The following is a 24,257-nucleotide window of genomic DNA, read 5'->3' on the forward strand; positions in this document are numbered from 1 at the left end:
GGAGGCATATAGATATCAAGAACACCAAAAAATAATGCTTTCCATATATTTTAAAGTGAATTTTGAAGTTTTTGCGATTTTTCGACCAAATTACAGTTGAAATTCCCGCGGTTTTGGAATACAATGATACCCGCGAACGCAAGGAGGGTACTGTGTGCTGAATATTGTGTTGGTTGAGCCGGAGATTCCGCAAAATTGCGGCAACATCGCCCGGACCTGCGCTGCCACCCGCAGCCGTCTGCACCTGGTCAAGCCTCTGGGCTTTGACATCAGCGAAAAGGCGGTACGGCGGGCTGGGCTGGACTACTGGCCCATGGTGGACCTGCAGGTTTATGAAAACCTGGATCACTTCTTTGCCGTCAATCCCCAACCAGATCTGTGGCTGGCTACCACAAAAGCGCCCAGGGACTATTCCCAGGCGCGGTTTGCCCCAGACTGCTGGCTGATGTTTGGCAAGGAGACGGCCGGGCTGCCGGAGGACCTGCGCCGGAGGTACTATGAACGGTGCATCCGGATCCCCATGCGCCCGGATGCCAGAAGTTTGAACCTGGCAAACTCAGTGGCAATTTTGACCTATGAGGCGCTGCGGCAGCAGGGATTTCCCCAGTTGTCTGGCGTGGGAGAAATGGCACAGGACCAGTGAGTTCCCGATTTCTGAACGCTTTTTTTAATGAGGAAAGGAGCCAACGAAATGAACTATAACAAGAAGACAGTGAAGGACATTGACGTAAAGGGCAAGAAAGTCCTGCTGCGCTGTGACTTCAATGTACCCATGGCAAAGGATGGAAGCGGCGTCATTACCGATGATAAGCGTATCCGTGCCGCTCTGCCCACCATCCAGTACCTGCTGGAGCAGGGGGCTGCGGTCATCGCCTGCTCCCACATGGGCAAGCCCAAGGGTGAGGTAAAGCCCGAGCTGTCTTTGAAGCCTGTGGCCAAGCGCCTGAGTGAGCTGCTGGGCCAGGAGGTGATTATGGCGGAGGATGTTGTTGGTCCGGATGCCCAGGCGAAGGCCCAGGCGCTGCAGCCCGGCCAGATCATGCTGCTGGAAAATACCCGCTTTGAGCCTGGTGAGACCAAGAATGATCCCGCCCTGGCCAAGGCGATGGCCGATATGGCTGAGGTCTATGTCTCTGATGCCTTTGGCGCAGTTCACCGTGCCCATGCCTCTACTGCCGGTGTGGCCGACTATCTGCCTGCCGTCAGCGGTTTCCTCATTCAGAAGGAGCTGGACTTTATCGGCGGCGCTCTGGCCAATCCCAAGCGTCCTCTGGTTGCGATCCTGGGCGGCTCCAAGGTGTCCTCCAAGATCGGCGTGATCAACAACCTGCTGGAGATTGCCGATACCATCATCATCGGCGGCGGCATGGCCTACACCTTCTCTGCCGCGCAGGGCGGTAAGGTCGGCAACTCCCTGCTGGAGGAGGACTGGATGGACTACTCCAAGGAGATGGTCCAGAAGGCCAAGGACAAGGGTGTGAAGCTGCTGCTGCCCGTAGATACTGTCTGCGGTGACAAGTTTGCTCCCGACGCCAACATTCAGGTGGTCAAGGCCGGTGAGATCCCCGATGGTTGGGAGGGCCTGGACATCGGGCCCGAGACGGTGAAGATGTACTGCGAGGCCGTGGCCGACGCCGGCACCGTCATCTGGAACGGCCCCATGGGCGTGTTTGAGTTCCCTGCCTTTGCCAAGGGTACCGAGGCTGTGGCTGAGGCTCTCAGCAAGACCAACGCCATCACCATCATCGGCGGCGGTGACAGCGCGGCTGCGGTGCAGCAGCTGGGCTATGCCGATAAGATGACCCACATCTCCACTGGCGGCGGTGCCAGCCTGGAGTTTATGGAGGGTAAGGAGCTGCCCGGCGTGGCCTGCCTGCTGGACGCTTAAGAAGCGCATCTCAAATCGTTTTTTCCGCGCGGGTCATCTCGTGCGTTATAGATAAAGGAAAGGAAGATATTCATCATGAATCGTCGTTATCGCAAGACTATCATCGCCGGCAACTGGAAGATGAACAACACCCTGACCCAGACCAAGGCCTTTGCCGAGGAGATCAAGCCCATCATGCCCCGCGGCAAGTGGTGCAACGTGGTGCTGTGTGTTCCCGCCACCAACATTCAGGCTGCTGTGCGTCTGTTTAAGGACTGCCATATCGCCATTGGCGCTGAGACCTGCCACTATGAGGAGAAGGGCGCCTACACCGGCGAGATCACTGCCGCTATGATTAAGGATGCCGGGGCCAAGTATGTGATTATCGGCCATTCTGAGCGCCGTCAGTATTACAATGAGACCGACTTTACCGTGAACAAGAAGGTGCACGCCGCCATCGAGGCCGGTCTCATCCCCATCGTCTGCGTAGGCGAGAGCCTGGAGCAGCGGGAGCTGGGCGTGACTATGGAGCTCATTGCTTACCAGGTCAAGTGTGCTCTGGCTGGCGTGGCTCCCGAGAAGGTGCGCCACATCGTCATTGCCTATGAGCCCCTGTGGGCCATCGGCACCGGCAAGACCGCCACTGCCGAGCAGGCCGGCGAGGTCTGCCAGGCCATCCGCACCGTCATCCGCAAGCAGTACGGTGCCCACGTGGCCCGCTCTGTCACCATCCAGTACGGCGGTTCCATGAATGCCAAGAATGCCGCTGAGCTTCTGGCCCAGCCCGACGTGGACGGCGGCCTCATCGGCGGCGCCAGCCTGAAGCCCGAGGACTTCGTGCAGATCATCAACGCGGCCAACCAGGAGTAAGAAGCGCGGAGGGCAGGCGCATAGGGGAGACAGACTCCGGAGCGGATGGGCAGGGCCCAGGGGCAGCCAGGGGCTGAACCGGGTCTGCCCGGAGTCGCAGGAGCTGTCGACCCGGCCATGCGCCCAGCCCGCAGCGTGACCAAGAAGCGCGAAGGCGTGCGGAGCTGCATATATCCCTCCGCTCTCCGAGGGAAATCAGGTGTCCTTCGGACTTATTGCAAGGAGAATTTGTATCTATGAAAACACCTACGACTTTGATCATTATGGACGGGTTCGGCATTGAGGGCCCCTCAGCGGGCAACGCCGTAGTCAATACTCCCAAGCCCAACCTGGACAAGATTTTTGCCGATTGTCCCGGCTGCCGCCTGTCTGCCTCTGGGCTGGACGTGGGCCTGCCCGATGGCCAGATGGGCAACAGTGAGGTGGGTCACACCAACATCGGCGCGGGCCGGGTCGTGTTTCAGGACCTGCCCCACATCAGCCGGGATATTGACAGCGGCGTGTTCTTTGAAAACCCCGCCTATCTGGAGGCTATGGAGAACTGCCGGGAGTGGGGATCTTCCCTGCACCTGATGGGACTTCTGTCCGACGGCGGTGTTCACAGCCACATCACCCACCTGTACGCCCTGCTGAAGATGGCCAAGGACCAGGGGATCGAGAAGGTCTATGTTCACTGTTTCCTGGACGGCCGTGATGTGCCTCCTACCTCCGGCAAACACTTTGTGGAGAGCCTCCAGGCCAAGATCCAGCAGCTGGGTGTGGGCCAGATCGCCAGCGTGATGGGCCGCTACTACGCTATGGACCGGGACAAGCGCTGGGACCGGGTGCAGAAGGCTTATGACGCCATTGTGTGCGGCCAGGCTCCTTATGTGGCCGACGCGGCCCAGGCAGTTCAGGCTTCTTATGATGCCGGTGTCACCGACGAGTTTATGGTTCCCGTGGTTTGTGCCCAGGGGGTACAGGTGCGGGACAATGACTCGGTGATCTTCTTTAACTTCCGCCCGGACCGGGCCCGTGAGATCACCCGCTGCCTGGTGGACGAGGACTTTACCGATATCGACCGGAAGACCGGCTTTGTCCATGTGAATTTTGTCTGTACCACTGAGTACGATGCCACCATGCCCAATGTCTCTGTGGCCTATCCCCGTCAGAAGCTGGAGAACATCTTCGGAGAGTATATCTCCAAGCTGGGCCTCACCCAGCTGCGCATTGCCGAGACAGAGAAGTACGCCCATGTGACCTTCTTCTTCAACGGTGGTGTGGAGCAGGTTTTCCCCGGCGAGGACCGGTGCCTCATCAATTCCCCCAAGGTGGCCACCTATGACCTCCAGCCGGAGATGAGCGCCTTTGAAGTCACGGAGGAGGCGGTCAAGCGCATCCTCAGCGGCACCTATGATGTCATTATCCTGAACTTTGCCAACTGCGACATGGTGGGCCACACCGGTGTGTACGAGGCCGCCTGCAAGGCAGTAGCCACTGTGGATGAATGCGTGGGCAAAGTGGTGGAGGCCACCTCCAAGATGGGCGGTGTGACCCTCATTACCGCCGACCACGGCAATGCCGAGCGGATGGTGGATACCGATGGGTCTCCCTTCACCGCGCACACCACCAACCTGGTGCCCTTCTATATCGTTGGGGCCAATGTGAAGCTGCGGGATGGCCGCCTGTGCGATATCGCTCCCACCATGCTGGACCTGATGGGCCTGGAGAAGCCGGCCGAGATGGACGGCAAGACCCTGATTATCAACTGATTTGTTGTCCCCGGCGGGGGAAGCCCGCCTTGTTTTGAGGAAAAATTGAAAGGAGTTTGATTCCCATGAAGCAGATGATCGAGATTGTTGACGTCCTGGGCCGTGAGATCCTGGACAGCCGCGGAAATCCCACCGTTGAGGTTGAGGTGTACCTGGAGGACGGCACCATGGGCCGTGCCGCCGTTCCCTCCGGTGCTTCCACCGGCATCTACGAGGCCTGCGAGCTCCGTGACGGCGACAAGAGCCGTTATATGGGCAAGGGTGTTGAGAACGCCGTTAAGAATGTAAACACTGAGATCGCTGAGGCTCTGATCGGCACCAACGTGCTGGATCAGGTGGCCATCGACAAGATGCTCATCGACCTGGACGGCACCCCCAACAAGAGCCGCCTGGGCGCCAACGCCATTCTGGGTGCCTCCCTGGCCTGCGCCAAGGCCGCTGCCGAGAGCCTGGGCACCAGCCTCTACAACTATATCGGCGGCGTCAACGCTAAGCAGCTGCCTGTTCCCATGATGAACATCCTCAACGGCGGCGCTCACGCCACCAACAACGTGGAGATCCAGGAGTTCATGATCATGCCTGTCTCCGCCCCCTCCTTCCGTGAGGCTCTGCGCCGCTGCGCCGAGGTCTTCCACACCCTGAAGACCGTTCTGAAGGAGAACGGCACTCCCGCCGCCGGCGTGGGCGACGAGGGTGGCTACGCTCCCAACCTGAAGAAGGACGAGGACGCCCTGAAGGTCATCGTGGAGGCCATTGAGAAGGCCGGCTACAAGCCCGGCGAGGACTTCAAGATCGCCATCGATGCCGCTTCTTCCGAGTGGTGGGACGAGGAGCAGAAGATCTATATCCAGCCCAAGTCCGGCAAGAAGCTGACCCAGCAGCAGCTGGTCAACATGTGGAAGAAGTTCGCCGACAACTACCCCATCATCTCCCTGGAGGACGGCATGGCCGAGACCGACTGGGAAGGCTGGGCTATGCTGACCAAGGCCATCGGCGACCGCGTCCAGCTGGTGGGCGACGACCTGTTCGTCACCAACGTGGAGCGTCTGTCCACTGGCATTGAGAAGAAGGTTGCCAACTCCATCCTGATCAAGGTCAACCAGATCGGCACCCTGACCGAGACCCTGGACGCCATCCAGATGGCCAACCGGGCCGGCTACACCGCCATCGTCTCTCACCGCTCCGGCGAGACCGAGGACGCCACCATTGCCGACATCGCCGTGGCTCTGAACGCTGGCCAGATCAAGACCGGTGCTCCCAGCCGTACCGACCGTGTGGCCAAGTACAATCAGCTCCTGCGCATCGAGGAGGAGCTGGGCGACATCGCCGAGTATCCCGGCATGAAGGCCTTCTTCAACCTGAAGTAAGACGAAAGCCTATACAGCAAAGCCGCCCCAATGGGGCGGCTTTGTTTATTTGCCGCCCGGCTCCGGGGGCGTTTGAGCCCGGAGCAGCATGACAAAAGCAAACAGCAGGACCGCCTTTGGGTCCTGCTGTTTTATTCTCTGTCTCAAGGTGCTCCAAGCCGGCCATATCCTGCCGTTTACGGCAAATTTGCCTGGGTCAGAAGGGAAAAACAATTTTTTCGGGTGATAAGCAGCCCCTCCCGGCGCAGTTTGCTCAGTTCGTTGGACAGGGCGCTGCGGTCTACCCCGAGATAGTCCGCCAACTGCTGGCGGTCAAAGGGAATGGAAAAGGTGAAGCTTCCCTGCAGAACTGCCTGGTCAGAGAGATAGGACAGCAGGCGGCCGCGAATGGTTTTAGAGGAGGTATAAAAGATTCGCCGGGACAAGGCCAGGTTTTTCCCCGCAGTTATACGCAATAAATTTGTTAAAATCAGCTCGCTCTGGGGACAGCTTTGTTCCAAAAGGGCGGTGGTGTTCAAACTGAGCAGAGCCGTGTCTTGAGAGGCTGTGGCGCTGACCATCATGGGCTGCTCAGGGAGACAGGCGTAAGTTTCTGCAAATACTTCCCCAGGGGCCACGTGGCCCAAAATGGCACGGTTGCCCCAGGCGTCGTGGTTTTCCACTGTGACGCCTCCGGACAGCACCAGATAGAGGCGGTTGGTATGTGCTCCTGCCTGCAGGACGATTTCTCCCTTTGCGCAATTGCGCTCCACGGCCTCCATTGCAGCCAGGAGGGAGGGCAGATTTTTCGGTTCCACAGCGTGAAACAGGGGAACCCGCAGCAAAAATTGGTTGTCCATAGACCCTCCATTTGTTGTTAAAACAACATACATACTTCTTTTATCCTACTATACTTAGAACACAAAGTCAAGAAACGGAGGAAGCGATATGATTCGTCGTATTATTCACATTGACCAGGAACGCTGCAACGGCTGCGGGCTGTGTGCCCAGGCCTGCCACGAAGGGGCCATCGGCATGGTGGATGGAAAGGCCAAACTGCTGCGGGATGACTACTGTGATGGACTGGGAGACTGTCTGCCCGCCTGCCCCACCGGAGCCATCACCTTTGTGGAGCGGGAGGCCGCCGCCTATGATGAGGCCGCTGTTGAGGCCAGAAAGAAGCAACTGCAGGAGCCTCTGGCCTGCGGCTGTCCGGGCAGTCAGTCGCGGACAATTTGCCGGGAAGAAGAGCCGGAGAAGTCTGGCTCCGCAGGGGCTCCGGTGGCTTCTCAGCTTCGGCAGTGGCCGGTACAAATCAAGCTGGCCCCCATCAATGCCCCCTATTTTCAGGGAGCACGGCTTTTGGTGGCGGCGGACTGCGCTGCCTATGCCTATGGAAATTTCCACGGGGAATTTATGAGGGGTAAAGTAACCTTGATCGGCTGTCCTAAGCTGGACGGTGTGGATTATAGTGAGAAGCTTACGGAAATCATCCGGCAAAATGAGATCAAAAGTGTCACACTGGTGCGTATGGAAGTACCCTGCTGCGGCGGACTGGAGCACGCGGCAATCACAGCCCTGAAGAACAGTGGGAAAATGATTCCCTGGCAGGTAGTCACCCTCTCCACCGATGGACGCATTCTGAAGCAATAAAAAAACAGGCATACCGCTTTGGCGGTATGCCTGTTTGATTAAGAATCAGATTTTGCTTCGGGGGCGCAGGGGACCAGCTTTTCCACCAAGGCCCACTCCACCCGCCGGTCACACAGTTCCTCCACCTGAATATGGAGCCCCAGGGCGTCCACAGCAGGGCGGCTGCCGTCCTCGGGAATGACCGGTAACTGAGCAAAGACCAAGCCGCCCAGAGTGTCATAGTCCCGGTCCTCTTCCTCGGGAAGCTCCAGGCCGATGGCCTCGGCCAGTTCCTCCAGGTCGGCGGAGCCGGATACGCGCCAACGGTTTTCGTCCAGTTGGATAATTTCCTGCTCCTCCTGGGGGTCAAACTCATCATAGATGTTGCCTACCAGCTCCTCCAGCAGGTCCTCCAGAGTGACCAGGCCACTGGTGCCCCCGTATTCATCGACGACCAGGGCCATGTGGATCTTTTTGCCCTGCATATCCCGGAACAGTACATCTGCCTGAACGGTCTCCGGTACAAAATAGGCCGGACGCAGAAGCTCTTTGAGCGGTTTGGGGTCGGGGAGATGGAAATTGAGCAGGTATTCGCGCGTAGAGAGGATACCCAGAATATCATCCACATCGTCGCCGTATACCGGGAAACGGGACAAGCCGGATTGACGGATGGTATCCAGAATGGTGTCAGGGTCCTCATCCGAAGAGAGGGTGACCATATCGGTGCGGTGAATCATGACGTCTTTGGCGGTCATATTGTCAAATTCAAAGACGTTTTCAATAAATTCCTTTTCGTTGGCCTGGATAGTGCCGGACTCCTCGCCCTCCTCTACCATAGCCATGATGTTATCCTCGGATACCTGGCCATCTCGGCGCAGCAGCTTCATCACAGGCCGCCAAAGCAGCGCAACATTGGCACAGGCACTGACGGCAAACAGTATGGGCCATATTTGGTCCCCAGACACGGAAATTCCCCCTTATTTTAACGCAAAACAATACTGGTACGACTGCAATCATACCACAGAAGGGCAGAAGACGCAAGTGGCCGTGAGATTTTCGGCCAAGAAATGCAATCATTACTGTCAAAAACCGGGAAATATGTTATAATTTAAAAAGAACAAGGCTGGCGGGCCTATTATGAGAGGGAGAAGATCGGCATGGTGGAGATGGCTGAGCGTGTGCGGGGGCATGTGGCGGAGGGCTTAACGTTTTTGAAATGGGTGCTCTACGCCTGCACAATCGGAATGTTGGTGGGGCTGGTGGCGGTGGCGTTTTTCTATGGCATCGACTGGTCTACCCAGCTGCGGGAGCATAATCCCAGAATTTGCGTGCTGCTGCCTGTGGTGGGCTTTGCCATTGTGCTGATCTACCGCATCTGCGGCATGGAAAAGGACCGGGGCACCAATCTGGTGCTGATGGCGGTACGGGAGGCGGAACCCCTGAAGCTTCGGACCGCGCCGCTGATTTTTCTTTCCACCATCCTGACACACTTGGCGGGCGGATCCGCTGGGCGGGAAGGGGCTGCCCTGCAGCTGGGCGGCTCTTTGGGCGCTTATGTAGGACGGAAAATCGGCCTGGATGCCAAAGACGGCCGCATGATGGTCATGTGCGGTATGGCGGGTGCCTTTTCCGCTCTGTTTGGCACGCCGCTGACTGCGGCCGTCTTTGCCATGGAAGTGGTGAGCGTGGGTGTCATGTACTACGCGGCCATTGTTCCCTGCCTGGTGTCCGCCTGTGTGGGATTATTGGTCGCACGGCAGTTTGGCATCCATGAGGAGATCGGGTACGATGTGGCACAGGTGCCTGAGCTGGCGCCGGGGTCTATGCTCCAGGTGGCGGTCCTGGGCATTTTGTGTGCGTTGGTGTCCATCTTGTTCTGCAAGGTGATGCACGCTGCACCGAAGCTCTATGAAAAATTCTTTCCCGGTACGCTGCTCCGGGCAGCAGCAGGAGGTGTTTTCGTCCTGGTGCTTACGGTGCTGGTGGGGGCACAGACCTATAACGGGGCGGGAGAGGCGGTCATTCGCCGGATGATCGGCGGCGAAACAATTCCTGAGGCCTTTTTGATGAAAATCCTGTTTACTGCCCTTACGTTGGGAGCCGGATTTCGGGGAGGAGAAATTGTGCCGGTCCTCTTTACCGGTTGTGCCTTTGGCACTCTGGCCGGGCCTATGCTGGGGCTGCCCCATGCCTTTTCCGGCGCGTTGGGGATGGCGGCGGTGTTCTGCGGGGCTACAAACTGCCCGTTGAGCTCCATTTTGCTCTCCTATGAGCTTTTCGGTGGAAAGGGACTGCCCCTGTATGCCCTGTGTGTGGGGGTATCCTATATGCTTTCCGGGTATTATGGCCTCTATGGCGAGCAGAAGATCGTCTATTCCAAATTTAAAACTGAGTGGATCGACACCAAGGTAAAATAAAGGGAAAAGGACTCCCTTTTGAAAGTATGGCTATTTTCTTCAAAGGGCTTTCTTTCTTCGGCGCATAGGCGGGGAGACTTTTCTTTTCCTGTTGCGAAATACTAACGTTTCGCCTATAATTTGGGGCGTAAACATTAGAAAGCGGCCACTTTTGGCCATGTTAACACATAGAAAGGGGTACTTTTATTATGCGTCCTGAACTGATCAGCCAGCCTATTACCGGTATTTGTTCCTTCGGCCGTTATCCCATCTGCCTGGACCTGGACGAGCTGCACGCCGACTTCGGTGTGCTGGGTGTCCCCTTTGATATGGGGGTGGGTTTCCTCAGCGGAGCCCGTATGGGCCCCCGCCGCATTCGCGAGGCTTCCACCCAGTATGGCCGGGGTGAGGTGGGCTATTACGACTACGAGGCCGACGAGCAGATGCTGTGTGCTCCCATTACCATCGCCGACTGCGGCGACGCCGATGTGCTCCAGGGTGACCGGGACTATTCCTTCGCCTGCATTGAGCGGGCGGTGCGCCGGATCATCCGGGCTGGGTCTATTCCCATTGTGATGGGAGGCGACCACTCCATCAGTATCCCCGTGGGCCGGGCTCTGGAGGAGTACGGAAAGAAGATCTGCGTCATTCAGTTTGATGCACACCTGGACTGGACCAGCCATGTGGGCCCCCTGGTCCAGGGCAACGGCAGCCCCATGCGCCGGATGTCTGAGATGGACCACATCGGTGAGATGGTGCAGATCGGCCTGCGGGGTATGGGCAGCGGCAAAAAGTCCGACTACGATGATGCTCGGGCCTATGGAAGCCGCCTGATTTCTGCCAGGGAGCTCCATGAGAAGGGGGTCCAGTATGTACTGGATCAGATTCCTGAGGCCGAAGCCTACTACATCACCTTTGACATTGACGGCTATGACATGCCTCTGGCCCCCGGCGCGGCCTCTCCACTCCCCGGCGGCATCACCTACGAAGAGAGCATGGACCTGCTGAAGGCCATCTGCCAGACGGGCAAGGTGGTGGCTATGGACCTGGTGGAGGTGGCTCCCGCCTTTGATCCCACCGGCTGTACCGAGCGTCTGGCGGCTTTGACCATGCTTCAGGTCATCGCTCACGCGGGCAAAAAGCTCCACGAAACCAAATAAAGCAATTACGCAGAGGACGGCGCGGATTTGTGCCGTCCTCTTTGTATCTGACTTGCAATCGGGATGGGCTTTGACTATAATAAGGTCAGCTTAACCGATAAGGAGTAACCGATATGACCAAATTTTATCACTTTAACTTTAATGTTCTGGATCTGGAGCGGAGCCTGGCCTTTTACAAGCAGGCCCTGAATCTCACGCCGGTACAGGAAAAGGCGGCGGAGGACGGCTCCTTCAAGCTGGTGTATCTGGGGGATGAGGCGGGCAGCCCGTTCCAGCTGGAGCTGACCTGGCTCCGGGACCGCACGGAGCCCTACAACCTGGGGGAGTGCGAGTTCCATCTGGCCTTCCACACGGACGAGTATGAGAAGCTCTACCAGCGTCACAAGGAGATGGGCTGCATCTGCTTTGAGAATCCGGCTATGGGAATCTACTTCATCGCCGATCCGGATGGATACTGGATCGAGATCGTGCCGGAGCGGGGCTGATGGCAATCAAAAGCCGAAATCTGGGTTGGCCGGGTTTCTTCCGGCTGTTTACCGTGCTGTGCGCCATTCTTCTGCTGCTGGCCCAGAGCGGGCAGGAGCTGGTAGCTGCGGGTTCAGGACAGTGGCAGGTGCTGAGCGTCTATGAAGGCCTTACCCGCTGGGCAATTCCGGCGCTGTTTATGCTCTGGGGGATGTTCGCCCTGGAGGGAGGCAAGCCCCATCTGTCCGGGGCGCTCACCGGACTGGCACTGCCTGCCTTTTGCCAGCTGGTATTCTGGGGAGCGGTTTATGCCATAGCTGCCCACCTTTTGGGGGGCGGAACCGTTTCTCTGGAGGGAATTTGGAGTGCGCTGCTGTCTGCGGCCAAGGGAAACACCTACTTCCATCTTTGGATCCTCTATCCGCTCATCGGTCTCTATCTGGTTCATCCCGTACTCCACCGTTTTGTTTCCTCAGCCAGCCGGGGAGAGGTGCGGTATTTTCTGATCCTGTGCTTTTTGCTGGCCAATCTGCTGCCCCTTTGGTCGGCTTTTTATCCCAACAGCCTATGGGTGAGGCAGCTGGAGCGGCTGGACATCCACCTGGTGTTGGGGTGGGTGGGGTGCTATGTGGGCGGCTGGTATCTGCGCCACTATGTCATTGGACGCCTTTCAGAATTTGCGCTCTATGCTTTGGGCATTCTGGGGCTGGTATTGACGCTGATGGGGCCCAGGCTTCTGGGAGGAGACCGGGCGCTTTGGTATGGCTATACCACCCCCAATGTGGTGCTCACCGCCGCGGCCTTCTGTACCCTGTTTCGGTATGTGCTGGGGGTCAGTGAGGAGCGGTCCCGGAAACGGGCGGTCTATGAGGTGGGGGCCTATGCCTTTGGCATATACCTGTTCCATCAGCTGTGGGTGATGGTGTTCCAGTGGTTTGGAATCTCTATGCTGTCCCTGCCGGTGGTCCTGGCGGTGCCTCTGTTTGCCCTTATTTATTTCCTGCTGTCCCTGCCCTTTGCATGGCTCATCAGCCTGATCCCTGTGGTAGGGGAGAAATTGAGCTGAGTGAGTGGGGGGCAACCGCCGGTTGCGAAGGTTCCAAGGGCGATTGGTGGACATTTTACCCGTCAGCTGCTACCATGGAGTCATCCAAGCGGAGAGGAGAGATGGATGTGACCTTGGGGGAGCGAATCTACCAGGAACGAACGGCCCGGCGCCTGTCCCAGACGGACCTGGCGGAAGCGCTGGAGGTATCCCGGCAGTCGGTGTCCAAGTGGGAGACCAATGCATCGGTGCCGGATTTGGATAAGCTGGTCAAAATGTGCGAGCTGTTTGAGGTATCCATGGACAGCCTGGTACGGGGGATTGAGCCCCAGGAGACGACAGACGATCCACCAATGGCTGCGGCACCGCAGAAGGAATACAGTCCGAATATTCGAATCGTCCTGGGGTTGATGCTGGTGTTTTTCGGCCTTTTCGTCTTTACCTTACTGGCCTTTTTTCGGCACGCAAGGCTGGACGAGGCCCTGGTTTGGAGCGCCCCGCTGCTGGTGACCGGGGGAATGAGCCTGAAATTTCCAAAGCACCCGGTTCTGGCGGCGTTCTGGGGACTGTGGGGGCTTTATACACTGGTGCTGACCCCGTTCCTTTTCTTGAGTGCCCGGAAGGTCTTGGTATTTTTTGTAGGAGACTTGATTCTGACCGGAGTGCTGATTATCAGCACCCTGAGGATAAAAGAGCGGGAAAAGGACAACGAATAAACGATAAAACAAAGCAAGGCCCGAGACCATTGGTCTCGGGCCTTCTTGTTCAGGTTTTGGGGTGTTACATCTGCTCAGGGTGATACTCCTTGCAGGTGCACTTCTTCCACTTCAAGCCGCTGCCGCAGGGGCAGGGGTCGTTGCGGCCGATCTTGATCACCTTGCGGGCGGGCTGCTTCTTTACAGTGCCGTCGTCGGCGCCGGACTCGCCGGTGACCTTGGCCACCCGCTCCCGCTTGACCTCCTCGTTCTTTCTCAGACGGACCAGGAACAGCCGGCGCAAAGTCTCTTCCTGAATGGCGGCTACCATCTGCTCGAACATCTCGTAGCCTTCCTTCTTGTAGGCCACCACGGGGTCGGTCTGGGCGTAAGCCCGCAGACCGATGCCCTGACGCAGCTCGGTCATGGCATCGATGTGATCCATCCAGTACTCGTCTACCACCCGGAGCATGATGACCCGCTCCAGCTCCCGCATGATGGGGGAACCAAATTCCTGCTCCTTGGCCTGATAGACGGCCTGGGCCTTGTCCAGAACCAGCTGGGTGAGCCCCTCGGCATCATACTGGCTGAGCTCCTCGTCCGAGAGCATGAGCTCTCCCACAGGCAGGAACATGGTGCGGAAGTGGGAGATGGCTTCCTGGAAGCCATCGGCGGTCATGTGGTTCTGCTCGCCGATGTGGCCCTGGATGGCGGACTCAATCATGGTGCGGAGCATATTCTGGATCGAGGCCTGGAGGTCCTCGCCGTCCAGAACCTGGCGGCGCTGCTTGTAGATGATCTCACGCTGGGTGTTCATCACGTCGTCATACTGCAGCACGTTCTTACGGGTCTGGAAGTTCCGGGACTCTACCTGCTTCTGGGCGTTCTCAATGGCGCCGGAGAGCATCTTGGCATCAATGGGGGTATCCTCGTCCACGCCCAGCTTCTCCATCATGTTCATCACCCGCTCAGAGCCGAACAGGCGCATGATGTCATCTTCCAGGGACAGGAAGAACCGGGTCTCGCCGGGGTCGCCCTGACGGCCGGCACGGCCGCGCAGCTGGTTGTCGATACGCCGGGACTCGTGACGCTCGGTGCCCAGAATGAACAATCCGCCCACTTCCCGGACCTTGTCGGCCTCGGCGCGGATCTCGTCTTTATATTTGGCCTCCGCCTCAGAGAACTGTTTCCGGGCATCCAGGATCTCCTGGTTGTCCGTCTCAGCAAAGCCAGTGGCTTCGGCGATGAGCTCATCGCTCATGCCGGCCTTGCGCAGATCGGCCTTAGCCAAAAACTCCGCGTTGCCGCCGAGCATGATGTCAGTACCACGGCCGGCCATGTTAGTGGCCACGGTGACGGCGCCGAACTTACCAGCCTGGGCCACGATCTCAGCTTCCTTTTCGTGGTTCTTGGCGTTCAGAACGTTATGCTTGATGCCGCGGCGCTTAAGGATCTCAGAGAGCTCCTCAGACTTTTCAATGGACACAGTACCCACCAGTACGGGCTGCCCCTTGGCGTGACACTCCTCGATCTGGTTGACAATAGCCCGGAGCTTGCCGGCAGTGTTCTTATAGACCACGTCGGGGTCGTCGATACGGGCCAGAGGCTTGTTGGTGGGGATCTCCACGATGTCCAGCTCATAGATGGTGCCGAACTCCTCCGACTCGGTCATGGCGGTACCGGTCATGCCGGAGAGCTTGTCATAGAGACGGAAGTAATTCTGGAAGGTGATGGTAGCCAGGGTCTTGGACTCGTTGGCCACCTCCACGTGCTCCTTGGCCTCGATGGCCTGGTGGAGGCCCTCGTTATACCGGCGGCCGAACATCAGACGGCCGGTGAACTCGTCCACAATGATGACCTGGCCGTCTTTGACCACGTAGTCGATGTCCCGCTTCATTACACCACGGGCCTTGATGGCCTGGTTGATGTGGTGAGAGAGGGTGGTGTTCTCCATATCGGCCAGGTTTTCCACCTGGAAGAACTGCTCGGCCTTTTGGATGCCCCGTGCGGTGAGGGTAGCGGTGCGGGCCTTTTCATCCACGATGTAGTCCGCATCGATGCTGGTATCCTCTTCCTCTTTGTCGTCTACCTTGGCGATGCGCTGGCACTTGAGCTTGGAGACGAACTGGTCGACAATGGTGTAGAGCTGGGTGGACTTTTCGCCCTGGCCGGAGATGATCAGGGGGGTGCGGGCCTCGTCGATGAGGATGGAGTCCACCTCGTCCACAATAGCGAAGGCGTGGCCCCGCTGGACCAGCTCCTGAGAGTAGATGGCCATGTTGTCCCGCAGATAGTCAAAGCCGAACTCGTTGTTCGTGCCGTAGGTGATGTCTGCCTGATAGGCGGCTTTCTTGGCCTCACCCACCACGCCGTGAATCACCAGGCCCACGGTCAGGCCCATGAAACGGAACACCTTGCCCATCCACTCGCTGTCGCGCTTGGCCAGGTAATCGTTGACGGTAATAACATGCACGCCCTTGCCTGCCAAAGCGTTCAGGTAGGCAGGAAGGGTAGCCACCAGGGTCTTACCTTCGCCGGTCTTCATCTCGGCGATCCGGCCCTGGTGCAGCACGATGCCGCCCACCACCTGGACCCGATAGGGGCGCATACCCAGCACACGCCAGGCAGCCTCACGGCAGGCGGCAAAGGCCTCGGGCAGAATGTCGTCCAGAGTCTCGCCGTTGGCAAGGCGGGCTTTCAGCTCGGGGGTTTTAGCCTGAAGCTGCTGGTCAGTAAGGGCCTTATATTCCTCCTCCAGAGCGTCCACCTTGTCGGCGATGGGGTAGATGGACTTCAGCTCCCGCTGAGAGGAGGTGCCAAAAAGTTTGGTAAACAGGCTCATAACGAAAACACCTCTCGGTTGCAGATTTGCGACAAAATTTGCGCATAGTAATACATTTTAGCTAATCGTGATAGAGTATATCACACTCAGAGGTTAGAAAAAAGACCAAATTGTAAACTTTTACTGTGAAACTAAACAAAGAAACTGGGGGAGACTGCTAGGAATCCGTGACTGACGTATAATTGTTCGCCAGGGGTTGACAAATGTTCCCTGCTGTGGTATGGTTACCACGCAACTGAATAGGACAGACGAAGCGCCCAGGAAAATGGCCAAAGCGGCCTGCCGAAGGAGTAACACTCTCAGGTTTCCCTATGGGGATGAGGACTGTGCGCGGATGTAACTCTGGAGAAGCTCGTTAAGCCGAGTGCCGAAGGTGCAAAGCGGGGACGGTTCACGCCCTGCCAATCTCTCAGGCAAAAGGACAGAGGAAACAGGTGCCCTGGGGGCATCTGCTTTATGCGCACGGTTTGGTTGCCGGGCGTATATTCTCCGGAGCGGTCGATTCTATCGGTCGTTCCGTTTTTTTATTTTTTAGGAGGGAGAAAATCAATATGTCCGAATTCATCGCTTCGGTAGAGGAAGTGCTCTACCCAATTGTGGCTAACATCAACGTCTATTTGTCCAACTACATTCTGGTGTTCCTGCTCATCGGCGTAGGCCTGTGGTATTCCATCAAAACCCGGTTTGTCCAGGTGCGCTGCTTTGGAGAAGGGATGAAAAAGGTCTTTGGCAACCTGTCCCTCAGCGGCGGGAAGCAGGAGCACGGCATGAGCTCCTTCCAGGCTCTGGCCACCGCCATTGCTGCCCAGGTGGGTACCGGCAACATCGTGGGTGCCTCCGGCGCCATCCTGGCCGGCGGACCAGGCGCTATTTTCTGGATGTGGATCATTGCCTTCTTCGGTATGGCTACCATCTATGCCGAGGCTACTCTGGCCATCAAGACCCGCCGGAAGGACCCGGACGGCTCCTATCACGGCGGCCCGGTGTACTACATTACCACCGCGTTTCAGGGTGCGTTCGGTAAATTCCTGGCCGGCTTCTTTGCGGTAGCCATTATCCTGGCTCTGGGCTTTATGGGCTGCATGGTGCAGTCCAACTCCATCGGCTCCACCTTCCAGACCGCCTTTGGTGTGCCCTCCTGGATCGTGGGTATCGTGCTGGTGGTGGTGTGCGGCCTGATTTTTGTGGGCGGCGTGCAGCGGCTGGCCGCGGTGACGGAGAAGATTGTCCCCGTCATGGCTGTCATCTTCCTGGCCGGCGGCCTGGTGGTACTGGTCATGCGGGCTGCCTACATTCCCGCTACCTTTGCCATGATTTTCAAGTATGCCTTTGAGCCCCAGGCCATTATCGGCGGCGGCTTTGGCTATGCCCTGAAGGAGGCCATCAGCCAGGGTGCCAAGCGTGGCCTGTTCTCCAATGAGGCCGGTATGGGCTCCACTCCCCACGCCCACGCCCAGGCCAATGTGAGCGACCCCCACGACCAGGGCGTAGTGGCCATGATCGGCGTCTTCATGGATACCTTCGTGGTGCTGACCCTGAACGCTCTGGTGGTCATCTCCACCCTATATACTCCGGACGGACCTCTGGCGGAGTGCGGCGCTGCCGCGGCCAGCACGACTCTGAATAAGGCCAACCTGGCTCAGACTGCCTTTGGCAGCGTGATGGGAACGGAGGCCGGCGCCATGTTTGTGGCGGTGTGTCTGTTCTTCTTCGCCTTCTCCACCATTCTAAGCTGGAACCTGTTCGGCAAGATCAATGTGGTCTATCTGTTTGGCAAGAAGTCTGCCAAGATTTATTCCGCCATCGGCCTGGTATTTATTTTCCTGGGTACTTTGATGTCCAACGATCTGGTGTGGGAGATGACGGATATGTTCAATAACCTGATGGTCATTCCCAACGCCATCGGCCTGTTTGCCCTCACCGGTATGGTGGTCAGCTCTACCCACGGGGTTGGGACCTGCAAGAAGTAAAAAGTTCTCGTTCGCCCGGCCTCTGGGAGGAGGCCGGGCTTTTTTCCTTTACGAAGGGGAACGGACATGGTATGATGGAGAAAATAAGGAAAACAGTGAGGAATTGCCCATGGAAGCCTGGAAGAAAAACAGCGTATACACCCTAGAGGTGGATGGATATACGGCCGAGGGTATGGGAGTCGCCCGGCTGGAGGGCCGGGTGGTGTTTGTCCCCGGCACCATCCGGGGGGAGCAGTGGCAGGTGCAGCTGCTGAAGGTCAACAAACATGTGGCCTGGGGCAGGGGAGTGCAGCTGCTTCGTTCCTCGCCGGAACGCTTGGAGCCCGATTGCCCGCTCTACGGCCGGTGCGGGGGCTGCCAATTCCGGCACATGACCTATGAGGAGGAGCTGCAGGGGAAGCGGCAGCGCATTCAGGATGCGCTGAGCCGTCTGGGCGGGGTAGAACTACAACTATCCGATGTATTGGGCGCGGAAAATACAATGCGTTATCGGAATAAGGTGCAGTTTCCTGTATCTGTGGAGAAAAATGGACTGGCAGTGGGATACTACCGCAGCCGCAGCCACGATGTACTGGACGCCCCGGACTGCGCGCTCCAGCCGGTGAGTGTGACTGCCCTTCGGCAGGCGTTTAAGGAATGGATGGAGGAATATGCCGTTCCTGCTTACGAGGAAAAGCAGGGCACAGGACTGGTGCGCCACCTCTATGTGCGCACCAACAGCCGGGGAGAGAGCCTGGTGTGTGTGGTGGTCAACGGGAAGAAGCTTCCCTATGAAGCGGAGCTGGGGCAGCGCCTGGTCCAGGCGGAGCCGGGGCTTGTGGGGATTGTGCTCAATGCCAACACACGGGATACCAATGTGATCCTGGGACCGGAATCCCGCACCCTCTGGGGGCGGGATTGGCTGGAGGAGGAGCTGTGCGGCCTGACCTTCCGGCTGTCGGTGCCATCCTTCTTTCAGATCAATCGTGCCCAGACTCAGCGGCTGTATGCCCTGGCCCTTGACTTTGCCGGTCTGACCGGGAACGAGACGGTGCTGGACCTCTATTGCGGGATTGGCACCATCTCCCTGGCCATGGCCAAGGAAGCGGGGAAGGTCATTGGGGCGGAGATCGTCCCTCAGGCCATTGAGGACGCGAAGGAAAATGCCCGGCGAAACGGCCTGGAAAACACGGAGTTTTTCTGCGGTGATGCGGGAGCGGTGGCGGAGAAGCTGGCACAGGAGGGCGTGCATCCTCAGGTGATTTGTGTTGACCCACCCCGGAAGGGGCTGGGAGAAGAAGTCCCCGCGATCTTGGCCGGGATGGGACCGGAGCGGATCGTCTATGTGTCTTGTGACCCGGCCACACTTTCCAGGGATGTAAAGCGCTTCGGAACGCTGGGCTACCGGGCAGTCCGGGCCCAGGGCGTGGATCTGTTTCCCCGGTGTGCCCACGTGGAGACGGTAGTATTGATGTCAAAGGTCGGAGTGGAATACGCTTGAAAGCCCAGTAATACTGCGGTTTTCGGGCAATCGGGCAAATGTGGCATCGGGCAAAGCGAACGCTTCTCGGTAACTTATCCAAAGGCAGATCGGGTCAAAAAGTGTGAGAGTTGAGTTGCCACGATAGATGTTACTATGTTGAGTTGCCGAGTTAGATGTTGGGGTAGTTGTGGCTGTGAGATAGATGTTACTTGTTGAGTGATGAGCGAAATATTATTAAGGGAGGAGAGGCTATAATTGACAGAAATTGAATATAGAAAACTACTCATTGATTCAGTGCGTGCCGGAGATTACCCTGAAAAAGATGGACTGCTTGAATTGTTGAATATTTGCTCATTAAGGTTTGAAAAAACTAATGTTTTTACCAGAAACTTATGGAATCATTTCCAAGAGTATATTCATATTTGTATCGTTCCGGAGAAGATGATTGAGTTAAAGAAACACGCCGATTATCTTAAAAAAATGATATATGAGATCTATCCTCCAAACGATGATTATGAGCTGTGGGGAGTGGAGATTAAACCGGGAGCTATGCCTGACACTGAAGATATTAGTCAAGAAATACTATTTGAAAATATCAGGAATCAGATTATTGAGGAGATCCGTGCTGCAAAATATATGATCTGGATTTCTGTGGCTTGGTTTACAGATCCGGTTTTATATCAAGAATTACTCAAGAAAAAACAGCAAGGACTGGTTATAGAAATTGCTCTCGATGATTGTGATAGAAATCATAATGCGGAATTTTCATTAGAAGATGACTTCCCGGTTTACTGGATAACGGTTCAATCTTACTATCAGAATATTATGCATGAGAAATTCTGCGTGATAGACCTATATACATCAATACATGGGACTTTTAACTGGACGAAAGCTGCAAATTATAACAAAGAGCATATTAGTATTGATAAGAATCATTCAACAGCAACTGCTTTTGCAGATGAATTTATGAAATTAAAGAATAAAAAAGTTTGGAATTCATAAGAAATAGCTCCCCATCACTGGAAATCCAGTGGCGAGGAGCCTTTTTATGCTTCGATTTCGATTGCAAGTCCGGATTTGAACTCCACGGTGAAGTGGTCGGCAAAGACGGTGATCTTTTCGATGAGCTTTTTTACCAGAGCTTCGTCGAACTCTGTGATGTCTGTTTTCTGCTTGGCGATAAAGTCCTGTAGCTCTTTGATCCGGTTCATGGTCTCTTCCCGGTGGTGGCTGTCAACTTCGGACTGTTCCTTCTGCTCCCGGAGGCGGAAAATCTCATCGGCGATGGCGTCGTAGTCCTGCTTGTTGTTTGCCTTCTTGATAAGCTCTTTTTGCAGTTCTTCCAGCCGAGCTTGGATGCCGTCCGGCGAGAGGGTGTCAGCGCTGACTACAGCCTTGGCGATATTGGCTTGCAACTGTTTTAGTAAGGTATCGCTCTCAGTCAGAATCTGATTGATGGCTTTGACCGTGACTTCCTGAAGCAGGAGCTCATTTACCGTCCGGTTGGTGCAGTTCATTTCTGCCGAGCTCGGCTCCAAGCGGCTGATGCAGCGCCAGACGATAGACTTGCAGCCGTGATTGTTCCAGTGGACACGTCGGTAAAGCTCACCGCAGTCACCGCAGAAAATCATCTGGGCAAAACAGTGATTGCAGGAGAAGCCTCGTTTCTTTCCGGTCGGGCTGATGTGAACTGCCCGGCGACGGACAAGCTCGGCCTGCACCTGCATGAAGAGGTCTTTTGGAATGATCGCTTCGTGGTCGCCTTCAACGTAGTACTGAGGTACGGTGCCGTTGTTCTTGATGCGCTTCTTCGTCAGGAAGTCCGTGGTGTAGGTCTTTTGAAGCAGCGCGTCACCCATATACTTCTCGTTTCGGAGAATCTTGTTGATGGTGCTTGTGTGCCATTTTTCTTTTCCTGCGCCGGTTAAAATGCCGTCAGCCATAAGACCGGAAGCAATCTTGTCCATGCTGGAGCCTTCGAGGTATTCTCGGTAGATGCGTTTTACGATCTCGGCCTGTTCCGGATCAATGACAAGGTTGCCGTTCTCATCCTTGGTATAGCCGAGAAAGCGGTTGTGGTTAACCTGAACCTTGCCCTGCTGATAGCGGTACTGAAGGCCGAGCTTTATGTTCTCGCTCATTGATTGGCTTTCCTGCTGAGCAAGGCTCGCCATGATCGTAAGGAGCACCTCGCCTTTGGCATCCAGCGTGTTTATGGATTCCTTCTCGAAATAGACCGGAATGTTCTTGTCCTTGAGCTGCCGGATGTATTGGAGGCAGTCGAGAGTGTTTCGGGCAAATCGGCTGATGGACTTGGTGATGATCATGTCAATGTTCCCGGACATGCACTCGTCAATCATGCGGTTGAACTCGTCACGCTTTTTGGTGTTGGTACCGGATATGCCATCGTCCGCAAATATGCCTGCCAGTTCCCAGTCGGGATTCTTCTGGATGTACTCCGTGTAATGCGTGACCTGCGCCTCATACCCTGATCTTCTTGAGCTTGACTTTTGTGTTCGCTGCTTCCGCGATTTTTGTTACTTTTTTCAAGGGAAGTCCCTCCTTTCCGTACGTCTATACATCACTCTAAAGCCGCTACATATCAAGGTATTTCTGGCATTATTTCCGCGAACAAGGGAGAGAAAGTTTCCCGATTGATGGCGGTTAATTTGTTGAATTCAGCCACAGAAATCAGGCCGTCATCGAGCATCTTTTTGGAGATATCCTGCGCCCGGCTATAGTCCAGATCGCCTTGAATCCGCTCCTGTGTAAAATATCCAGATTGAACATTTGTATTTTCGTTTGGCATAACATATCCACCTCCAGTTTCCACTGGAGATTGCAGGCTGTTTTGAGCGGAGGAAAATAAAAAAGGCTCTGTCACAACAAATGGTTGATTTTTGACGAGAAATAGCGTATAATAATAGTAAGAAACAGTACCACCGAAGGAGGTAATTGGATATGCCTACTATCAAAGACGCATTAGATATTATCGGTAAGTTGACTGTCGCAGAGCAGGAAAGCCTTAAAACAATGCTTTTAAGTCCTGCCTTTGTAAAGTCTTTGAATATTGAAGATTTCGTAGCAAAGGAACGCTTTGCAAATGGTCGTGTATGCCCTCTTTGTGGCTGTATCCATGTGGTTCGCAATGGTCATCGTAAAGATGGCACACAGCGATATGTATGTAAGGATTGTGGCAAGTCCTTCGTGATTGCTACGAACTCCATTGTGTCTGGTACAAGAAAAGACTTGTCCGTGTGGGAGCAGTACATTGATTGTATGATGAATGGCTTATCCATTCGTAAGACTGCTGTTGCTTGTGGGATTCACAGAAACACCGCATTCCTTTGGAGACACAAGATTTTGGATGCACTTCAGAATATGGCAGACGATGTTACCCTTGACGGCATTATTGAGGCTGACGAAACTTTTTTTCGCCATCTCGTACAAGGGCAATCATAGCAAGAGTAAGACATTTGCTATGCCACGCAAGGCTCATAAGCGTGGTCATTCTACACATATCAGAGGCTTGTCCCAAGAAAAGGTATGTGTTCCTTGTGCGGTTAATAGGAATGGCTTGTCTATCTCCAAGATTACGAATACTGGTAGAGTTTCTACAAGAGATTTACATCATATTTATGATGGTAGGATTAAGACCAATTCCACTCTTGTTACGGACAAGATGAACTCCTATGTGAGATTTACAAATGCCAATGGCATTGACCTTGTGCAGTTAAAGACTGGCAAAGCCAAGAAAGGCATTTATAATATCCAACATATCAATAGCTACCATAGCCAGCTAAAGAGGTTTATGCGTGGCTTTAACGGTGTTTCTACCAAGTATCTGAACAACTATCTTGTGTGGAATAACCTTGTAAATTACGCCAAAGAAAGCGACATGGAGAAAAGGAACATCTTCTTAACTTTCGTTTTGGCAACATTGAAAACTGCTAAATGCAGAGATTTATCAAACAGACCAGCAGTTCCTCTGGTCGCCTAATTAGAATTTGTGGAGATGATAAGATGGTCAATATAACAGATGTAAAACAGATTCTTCAATTTGCAATAGATGCGGAGATTAAAGTCTTTCTTGATGGTGGCTGGGGTGTAGATGCTCTTCTTGGATATCAGTCAAGAGCCCATAATGATATTGACATTTTTGTAGAAAAGAACGATTATCAGAACTTTATAGAAATAATGAAAGCTAATGGCTTTTATGAGATTAAGATGGAATATACAACATTGAACCATACTGTATGGGAAGATTTGAAAAACAGAATTATTGATTTGCATTGTTTTGAATATACGGACGAAGGTGAAATTCTTTATGATGGGGATTGTTTTCCGGTAGAAACTTTTTCGGGTAAAGGAAGAATTGAGGAAATAGAGGTTTCCTGTATTGAACCATATAGTCAAGTAATGTTCCATCTGGGATACGAGTTTGATGAAAATGATGCACATGATGTGAAGTTATTGTGTGAGACACTTCATATCGAAATTCCAAATGAGTATAGATAACTGCAAATAACAGTTTGTAGGGGAGTTCTGATACTCCCCTATAAAAATGGCTATTTATCAACTGTTTGTTGTGACATAGCCATAAAAAAAAACCTGCGGGCATTCCGAAGAACACTCGCAGGCATAGCGGTGCCGTCAAGATTTATGCGCAAAATTATTTGCAGGCTCCGGCTGAATGAAGTCAGCCGGCAATAGAGGCGTCGTACAGAGCCGCCTCCAAGTGCTTCATGTTCATGTA

Annotated in this window: 20 protein-coding genes, 2 pseudogenes and 1 riboswitch; of the genes and pseudogenes, 16 read left to right on the forward strand and 6 right to left on the reverse strand. The window is 55.1% G+C overall.

The window, feature by feature from the left end:
- Positions 1 to 154 precede the first annotated feature (154 nt).
- From ACTQ3R_RS14720 to eno, 5 genes are all read left to right on the forward strand, one after another.
- Positions 155 to 643, forward strand: coding sequence for a tRNA (cytidine(34)-2'-O)-methyltransferase (locus ACTQ3R_RS14720; RefSeq protein ID WP_441779987.1), 489 nt, complete (start codon positions 155 to 157; stop codon positions 641 to 643).
- Positions 644 to 691: 48 nt separating this feature from the next.
- Positions 692 to 1,888, forward strand: a complete 1,197-nt coding sequence (locus ACTQ3R_RS14725; RefSeq protein ID WP_441779986.1) for a phosphoglycerate kinase — start codon at positions 692 to 694, stop codon at positions 1,886 to 1,888.
- 75 nt (positions 1,889 to 1,963) lie between these two features.
- The gene (tpiA, locus tag ACTQ3R_RS14730; protein ID WP_441779985.1) at positions 1,964 to 2,737 is read left to right on the forward strand and encodes a triose-phosphate isomerase; all 774 of its coding nucleotides are present in this window, start codon (positions 1,964 to 1,966) and stop codon (positions 2,735 to 2,737) included.
- A 236-nt stretch (positions 2,738 to 2,973) separates the two neighbouring features.
- On the forward strand, positions 2,974 to 4,488 hold the full coding sequence (gene gpmI / locus ACTQ3R_RS14735; protein ID WP_441779984.1) for a 2,3-bisphosphoglycerate-independent phosphoglycerate mutase: 1,515 nt from the start codon (positions 2,974 to 2,976) through the stop codon (positions 4,486 to 4,488).
- 65 nt (positions 4,489 to 4,553) lie between these two features.
- Positions 4,554 to 5,855: a phosphopyruvate hydratase gene (gene eno, locus ACTQ3R_RS14740; RefSeq protein ID WP_441779983.1), complete on the forward strand. Its 1,302-nt coding sequence runs from the start codon at positions 4,554 to 4,556 to the stop codon at positions 5,853 to 5,855.
- 176 nt (positions 5,856 to 6,031) lie between these two features.
- Here eno and ACTQ3R_RS14745 read toward each other — a convergent pair whose 3' ends face one another.
- Positions 6,032 to 6,694, reverse strand: coding sequence for a Crp/Fnr family transcriptional regulator (locus ACTQ3R_RS14745; RefSeq protein WP_441779982.1), 663 nt, complete (start codon positions 6,692 to 6,694; stop codon positions 6,032 to 6,034).
- 88 nt (positions 6,695 to 6,782) lie between these two features.
- Here ACTQ3R_RS14745 and ACTQ3R_RS14750 point away from each other — a divergent pair, with 88 nt between their 5' ends.
- Positions 6,783 to 7,487 carry a 4Fe-4S dicluster domain-containing protein gene (locus tag ACTQ3R_RS14750; protein ID WP_441779981.1) on the forward strand — a complete coding sequence of 235 codons (705 nt, stop codon included), beginning with the start codon at positions 6,783 to 6,785 and terminating at the stop codon, positions 7,485 to 7,487.
- Positions 7,488 to 7,525: 38 nt separating this feature from the next.
- Here the strand turns inward: ACTQ3R_RS14750 and ACTQ3R_RS14755 are convergent, their stop codons facing one another.
- Positions 7,526 to 8,431: a hemolysin family protein gene (locus ACTQ3R_RS14755; RefSeq protein ID WP_441779980.1), complete on the reverse strand. Its 906-nt coding sequence runs from the start codon at positions 8,429 to 8,431 to the stop codon at positions 7,526 to 7,528.
- A 192-nt stretch (positions 8,432 to 8,623) separates the two neighbouring features.
- Here ACTQ3R_RS14755 and ACTQ3R_RS14760 point away from each other — a divergent pair, with 192 nt between their 5' ends.
- The 5 genes from ACTQ3R_RS14760 to ACTQ3R_RS14780 all read left to right on the forward strand — a co-directional run bounded on the left by ACTQ3R_RS14760 (position 8,624) and on the right by ACTQ3R_RS14780 (position 13,248).
- Positions 8,624 to 9,883 carry a chloride channel protein gene (locus tag ACTQ3R_RS14760; RefSeq protein WP_441779979.1) on the forward strand — a complete coding sequence of 420 codons (1,260 nt, stop codon included), beginning with the start codon at positions 8,624 to 8,626 and terminating at the stop codon, positions 9,881 to 9,883.
- A 188-nt stretch (positions 9,884 to 10,071) separates the two neighbouring features.
- Positions 10,072 to 11,022 (forward strand): agmatinase, encoded by a 951-nt coding sequence (locus ACTQ3R_RS14765; RefSeq protein WP_441779978.1) that lies wholly within the window; start codon positions 10,072 to 10,074, stop codon positions 11,020 to 11,022.
- 113 nt (positions 11,023 to 11,135) lie between these two features.
- Entirely contained in the window at positions 11,136 to 11,507 is a 372-nt protein-coding gene (locus ACTQ3R_RS14770; RefSeq protein WP_441779977.1) for a VOC family protein, read from the forward strand.
- Positions 11,507 to 12,553, forward strand: a complete 1,047-nt coding sequence (locus tag ACTQ3R_RS14775; RefSeq protein ID WP_441779976.1) for an acyltransferase — start codon at positions 11,507 to 11,509, stop codon at positions 12,551 to 12,553. The genes ACTQ3R_RS14770 and ACTQ3R_RS14775 overlap by 1 nt, the downstream gene beginning before the upstream one ends.
- 101 nt (positions 12,554 to 12,654) lie before the next feature.
- Positions 12,655 to 13,248 carry a helix-turn-helix domain-containing protein gene (locus ACTQ3R_RS14780; protein ID WP_441779975.1) on the forward strand — a complete coding sequence of 198 codons (594 nt, stop codon included), beginning with the start codon at positions 12,655 to 12,657 and terminating at the stop codon, positions 13,246 to 13,248.
- A 64-nt stretch (positions 13,249 to 13,312) separates the two neighbouring features.
- Here the strand turns inward: ACTQ3R_RS14780 and secA are convergent, their stop codons facing one another.
- Complete coding sequence (gene secA, locus ACTQ3R_RS14785) at positions 13,313 to 16,069, reverse strand: preprotein translocase subunit SecA (RefSeq protein ID WP_441779974.1); 2,757 nt, start codon at positions 16,067 to 16,069, stop codon at positions 13,313 to 13,315.
- Between the two features lie 332 nt (positions 16,070 to 16,401).
- A riboswitch (glycine riboswitch) is annotated at positions 16,402 to 16,504 on the forward strand.
- A 116-nt stretch (positions 16,505 to 16,620) separates the two neighbouring features.
- Here secA and ACTQ3R_RS14790 point away from each other — a divergent pair.
- The 3 genes from ACTQ3R_RS14790 (at position 16,621) to ACTQ3R_RS14800 (ending at position 20,503) form a co-directional block, all read left to right on the forward strand.
- Positions 16,621 to 18,039, forward strand: coding sequence for an alanine/glycine:cation symporter family protein (locus ACTQ3R_RS14790; RefSeq protein ID WP_441779973.1), 1,419 nt, complete (start codon positions 16,621 to 16,623; stop codon positions 18,037 to 18,039).
- 109 nt (positions 18,040 to 18,148) lie between these two features.
- Positions 18,149 to 19,519 carry a 23S rRNA (uracil(1939)-C(5))-methyltransferase RlmD gene (gene rlmD / locus ACTQ3R_RS14795; RefSeq protein WP_441779972.1) on the forward strand — a complete coding sequence of 457 codons (1,371 nt, stop codon included), beginning with the start codon at positions 18,149 to 18,151 and terminating at the stop codon, positions 19,517 to 19,519.
- 237 nt (positions 19,520 to 19,756) lie between these two features.
- A complete protein-coding gene (locus tag ACTQ3R_RS14800) occupies positions 19,757 to 20,503 on the forward strand; it encodes a phospholipase D-like domain-containing protein (RefSeq protein ID WP_441779971.1) in 747 nt (248 codons plus the stop codon).
- Between the two features lie 44 nt (positions 20,504 to 20,547).
- On the opposite strand, the pseudogene ACTQ3R_RS14805 reads toward ACTQ3R_RS14800, so the two are convergent.
- Both ACTQ3R_RS14805 and ACTQ3R_RS14810 read right to left on the reverse strand, forming a co-directional pair.
- Positions 20,548 to 22,008: pseudogene (locus ACTQ3R_RS14805) on the reverse strand (recombinase family protein); the annotation flags it as partial.
- A gap of 95 nt (positions 22,009 to 22,103) precedes the next feature.
- Entirely contained in the window at positions 22,104 to 22,310 is a 207-nt protein-coding gene (locus ACTQ3R_RS14810) for an SHOCT domain-containing protein (RefSeq protein WP_041223378.1), read from the reverse strand.
- A gap of 152 nt (positions 22,311 to 22,462) precedes the next feature.
- Here ACTQ3R_RS14810 and ACTQ3R_RS14815 point away from each other — a divergent pair.
- Together ACTQ3R_RS14815 and lnu(C) are read left to right on the forward strand one after the other, a co-directional pair.
- A pseudogene (locus ACTQ3R_RS14815) lies at positions 22,463 to 23,501 on the forward strand (IS1595-like element ISSag10 family transposase).
- Positions 23,502 to 23,524: 23 nt separating this feature from the next.
- Positions 23,525 to 24,019, forward strand: coding sequence for a lincosamide nucleotidyltransferase Lnu(C) (gene lnu(C), locus ACTQ3R_RS14820; RefSeq protein ID WP_019543803.1), 495 nt, complete (start codon positions 23,525 to 23,527; stop codon positions 24,017 to 24,019).
- A gap of 50 nt (positions 24,020 to 24,069) precedes the next feature.
- On the opposite strand, the gene ACTQ3R_RS14825 is transcribed toward lnu(C), so the two are convergent.
- Positions 24,070 to 24,257, reverse strand: a 188-nt coding sequence (locus tag ACTQ3R_RS14825) for a hypothetical protein (RefSeq protein WP_441779970.1), incomplete at its 5' end; no start/stop codon positions are given.

The organism is Lawsonibacter sp. LCP25S3_E2 (assembly GCF_052117285.1).
GTDB lineage: Bacteria > Bacillota > Clostridia > Oscillospirales > Oscillospiraceae > Lawsonibacter.

Bases quoted from the DNA above. Each gene is read 5' to 3' on its own strand.
- ACTQ3R_RS14725 (WP_441779986.1), top strand. From the start codon at position 692: ATGAACTATAACAAGAAGACAGTGAAGGACATTGACGTAAAGGGCAAG.
- tpiA (WP_441779985.1), top strand. From the start codon at position 1,964: ATGAATCGTCGTTATCGCAAGACTATCATCGCCGGCAACTGGAAGATG.
- gpmI (WP_441779984.1), top strand. From the start codon at position 2,974: ATGAAAACACCTACGACTTTGATCATTATGGACGGGTTCGGCATTGAG.
- eno (WP_441779983.1), top strand. From the start codon at position 4,554: ATGAAGCAGATGATCGAGATTGTTGACGTCCTGGGCCGTGAGATCCTG.
- ACTQ3R_RS14745 (WP_441779982.1), bottom strand. From the start codon at position 6,694: ATGGACAACCAATTTTTGCTGCGGGTTCCCCTGTTTCACGCTGTGGAA.
- ACTQ3R_RS14750 (WP_441779981.1), top strand. From the start codon at position 6,783: ATGATTCGTCGTATTATTCACATTGACCAGGAACGCTGCAACGGCTGC.
- ACTQ3R_RS14760 (WP_441779979.1), top strand. From the start codon at position 8,624: ATGGTGGAGATGGCTGAGCGTGTGCGGGGGCATGTGGCGGAGGGCTTA.
- ACTQ3R_RS14765 (WP_441779978.1), top strand. From the start codon at position 10,072: ATGCGTCCTGAACTGATCAGCCAGCCTATTACCGGTATTTGTTCCTTC.
- ACTQ3R_RS14770 (WP_441779977.1), top strand. From the start codon at position 11,136: ATGACCAAATTTTATCACTTTAACTTTAATGTTCTGGATCTGGAGCGG.
- ACTQ3R_RS14775 (WP_441779976.1), top strand. From the start codon at position 11,507: ATGGCAATCAAAAGCCGAAATCTGGGTTGGCCGGGTTTCTTCCGGCTG.
- ACTQ3R_RS14780 (WP_441779975.1), top strand. From the start codon at position 12,655: ATGGATGTGACCTTGGGGGAGCGAATCTACCAGGAACGAACGGCCCGG.
- secA (WP_441779974.1), bottom strand. From the start codon at position 16,069: ATGAGCCTGTTTACCAAACTTTTTGGCACCTCCTCTCAGCGGGAGCTG.
- ACTQ3R_RS14790 (WP_441779973.1), top strand. From the start codon at position 16,621: ATGTCCGAATTCATCGCTTCGGTAGAGGAAGTGCTCTACCCAATTGTG.
- rlmD (WP_441779972.1), top strand. From the start codon at position 18,149: ATGGAAGCCTGGAAGAAAAACAGCGTATACACCCTAGAGGTGGATGGA.
- ACTQ3R_RS14810 (WP_041223378.1), bottom strand. From the start codon at position 22,310: ATGCCAAACGAAAATACAAATGTTCAATCTGGATATTTTACACAGGAG.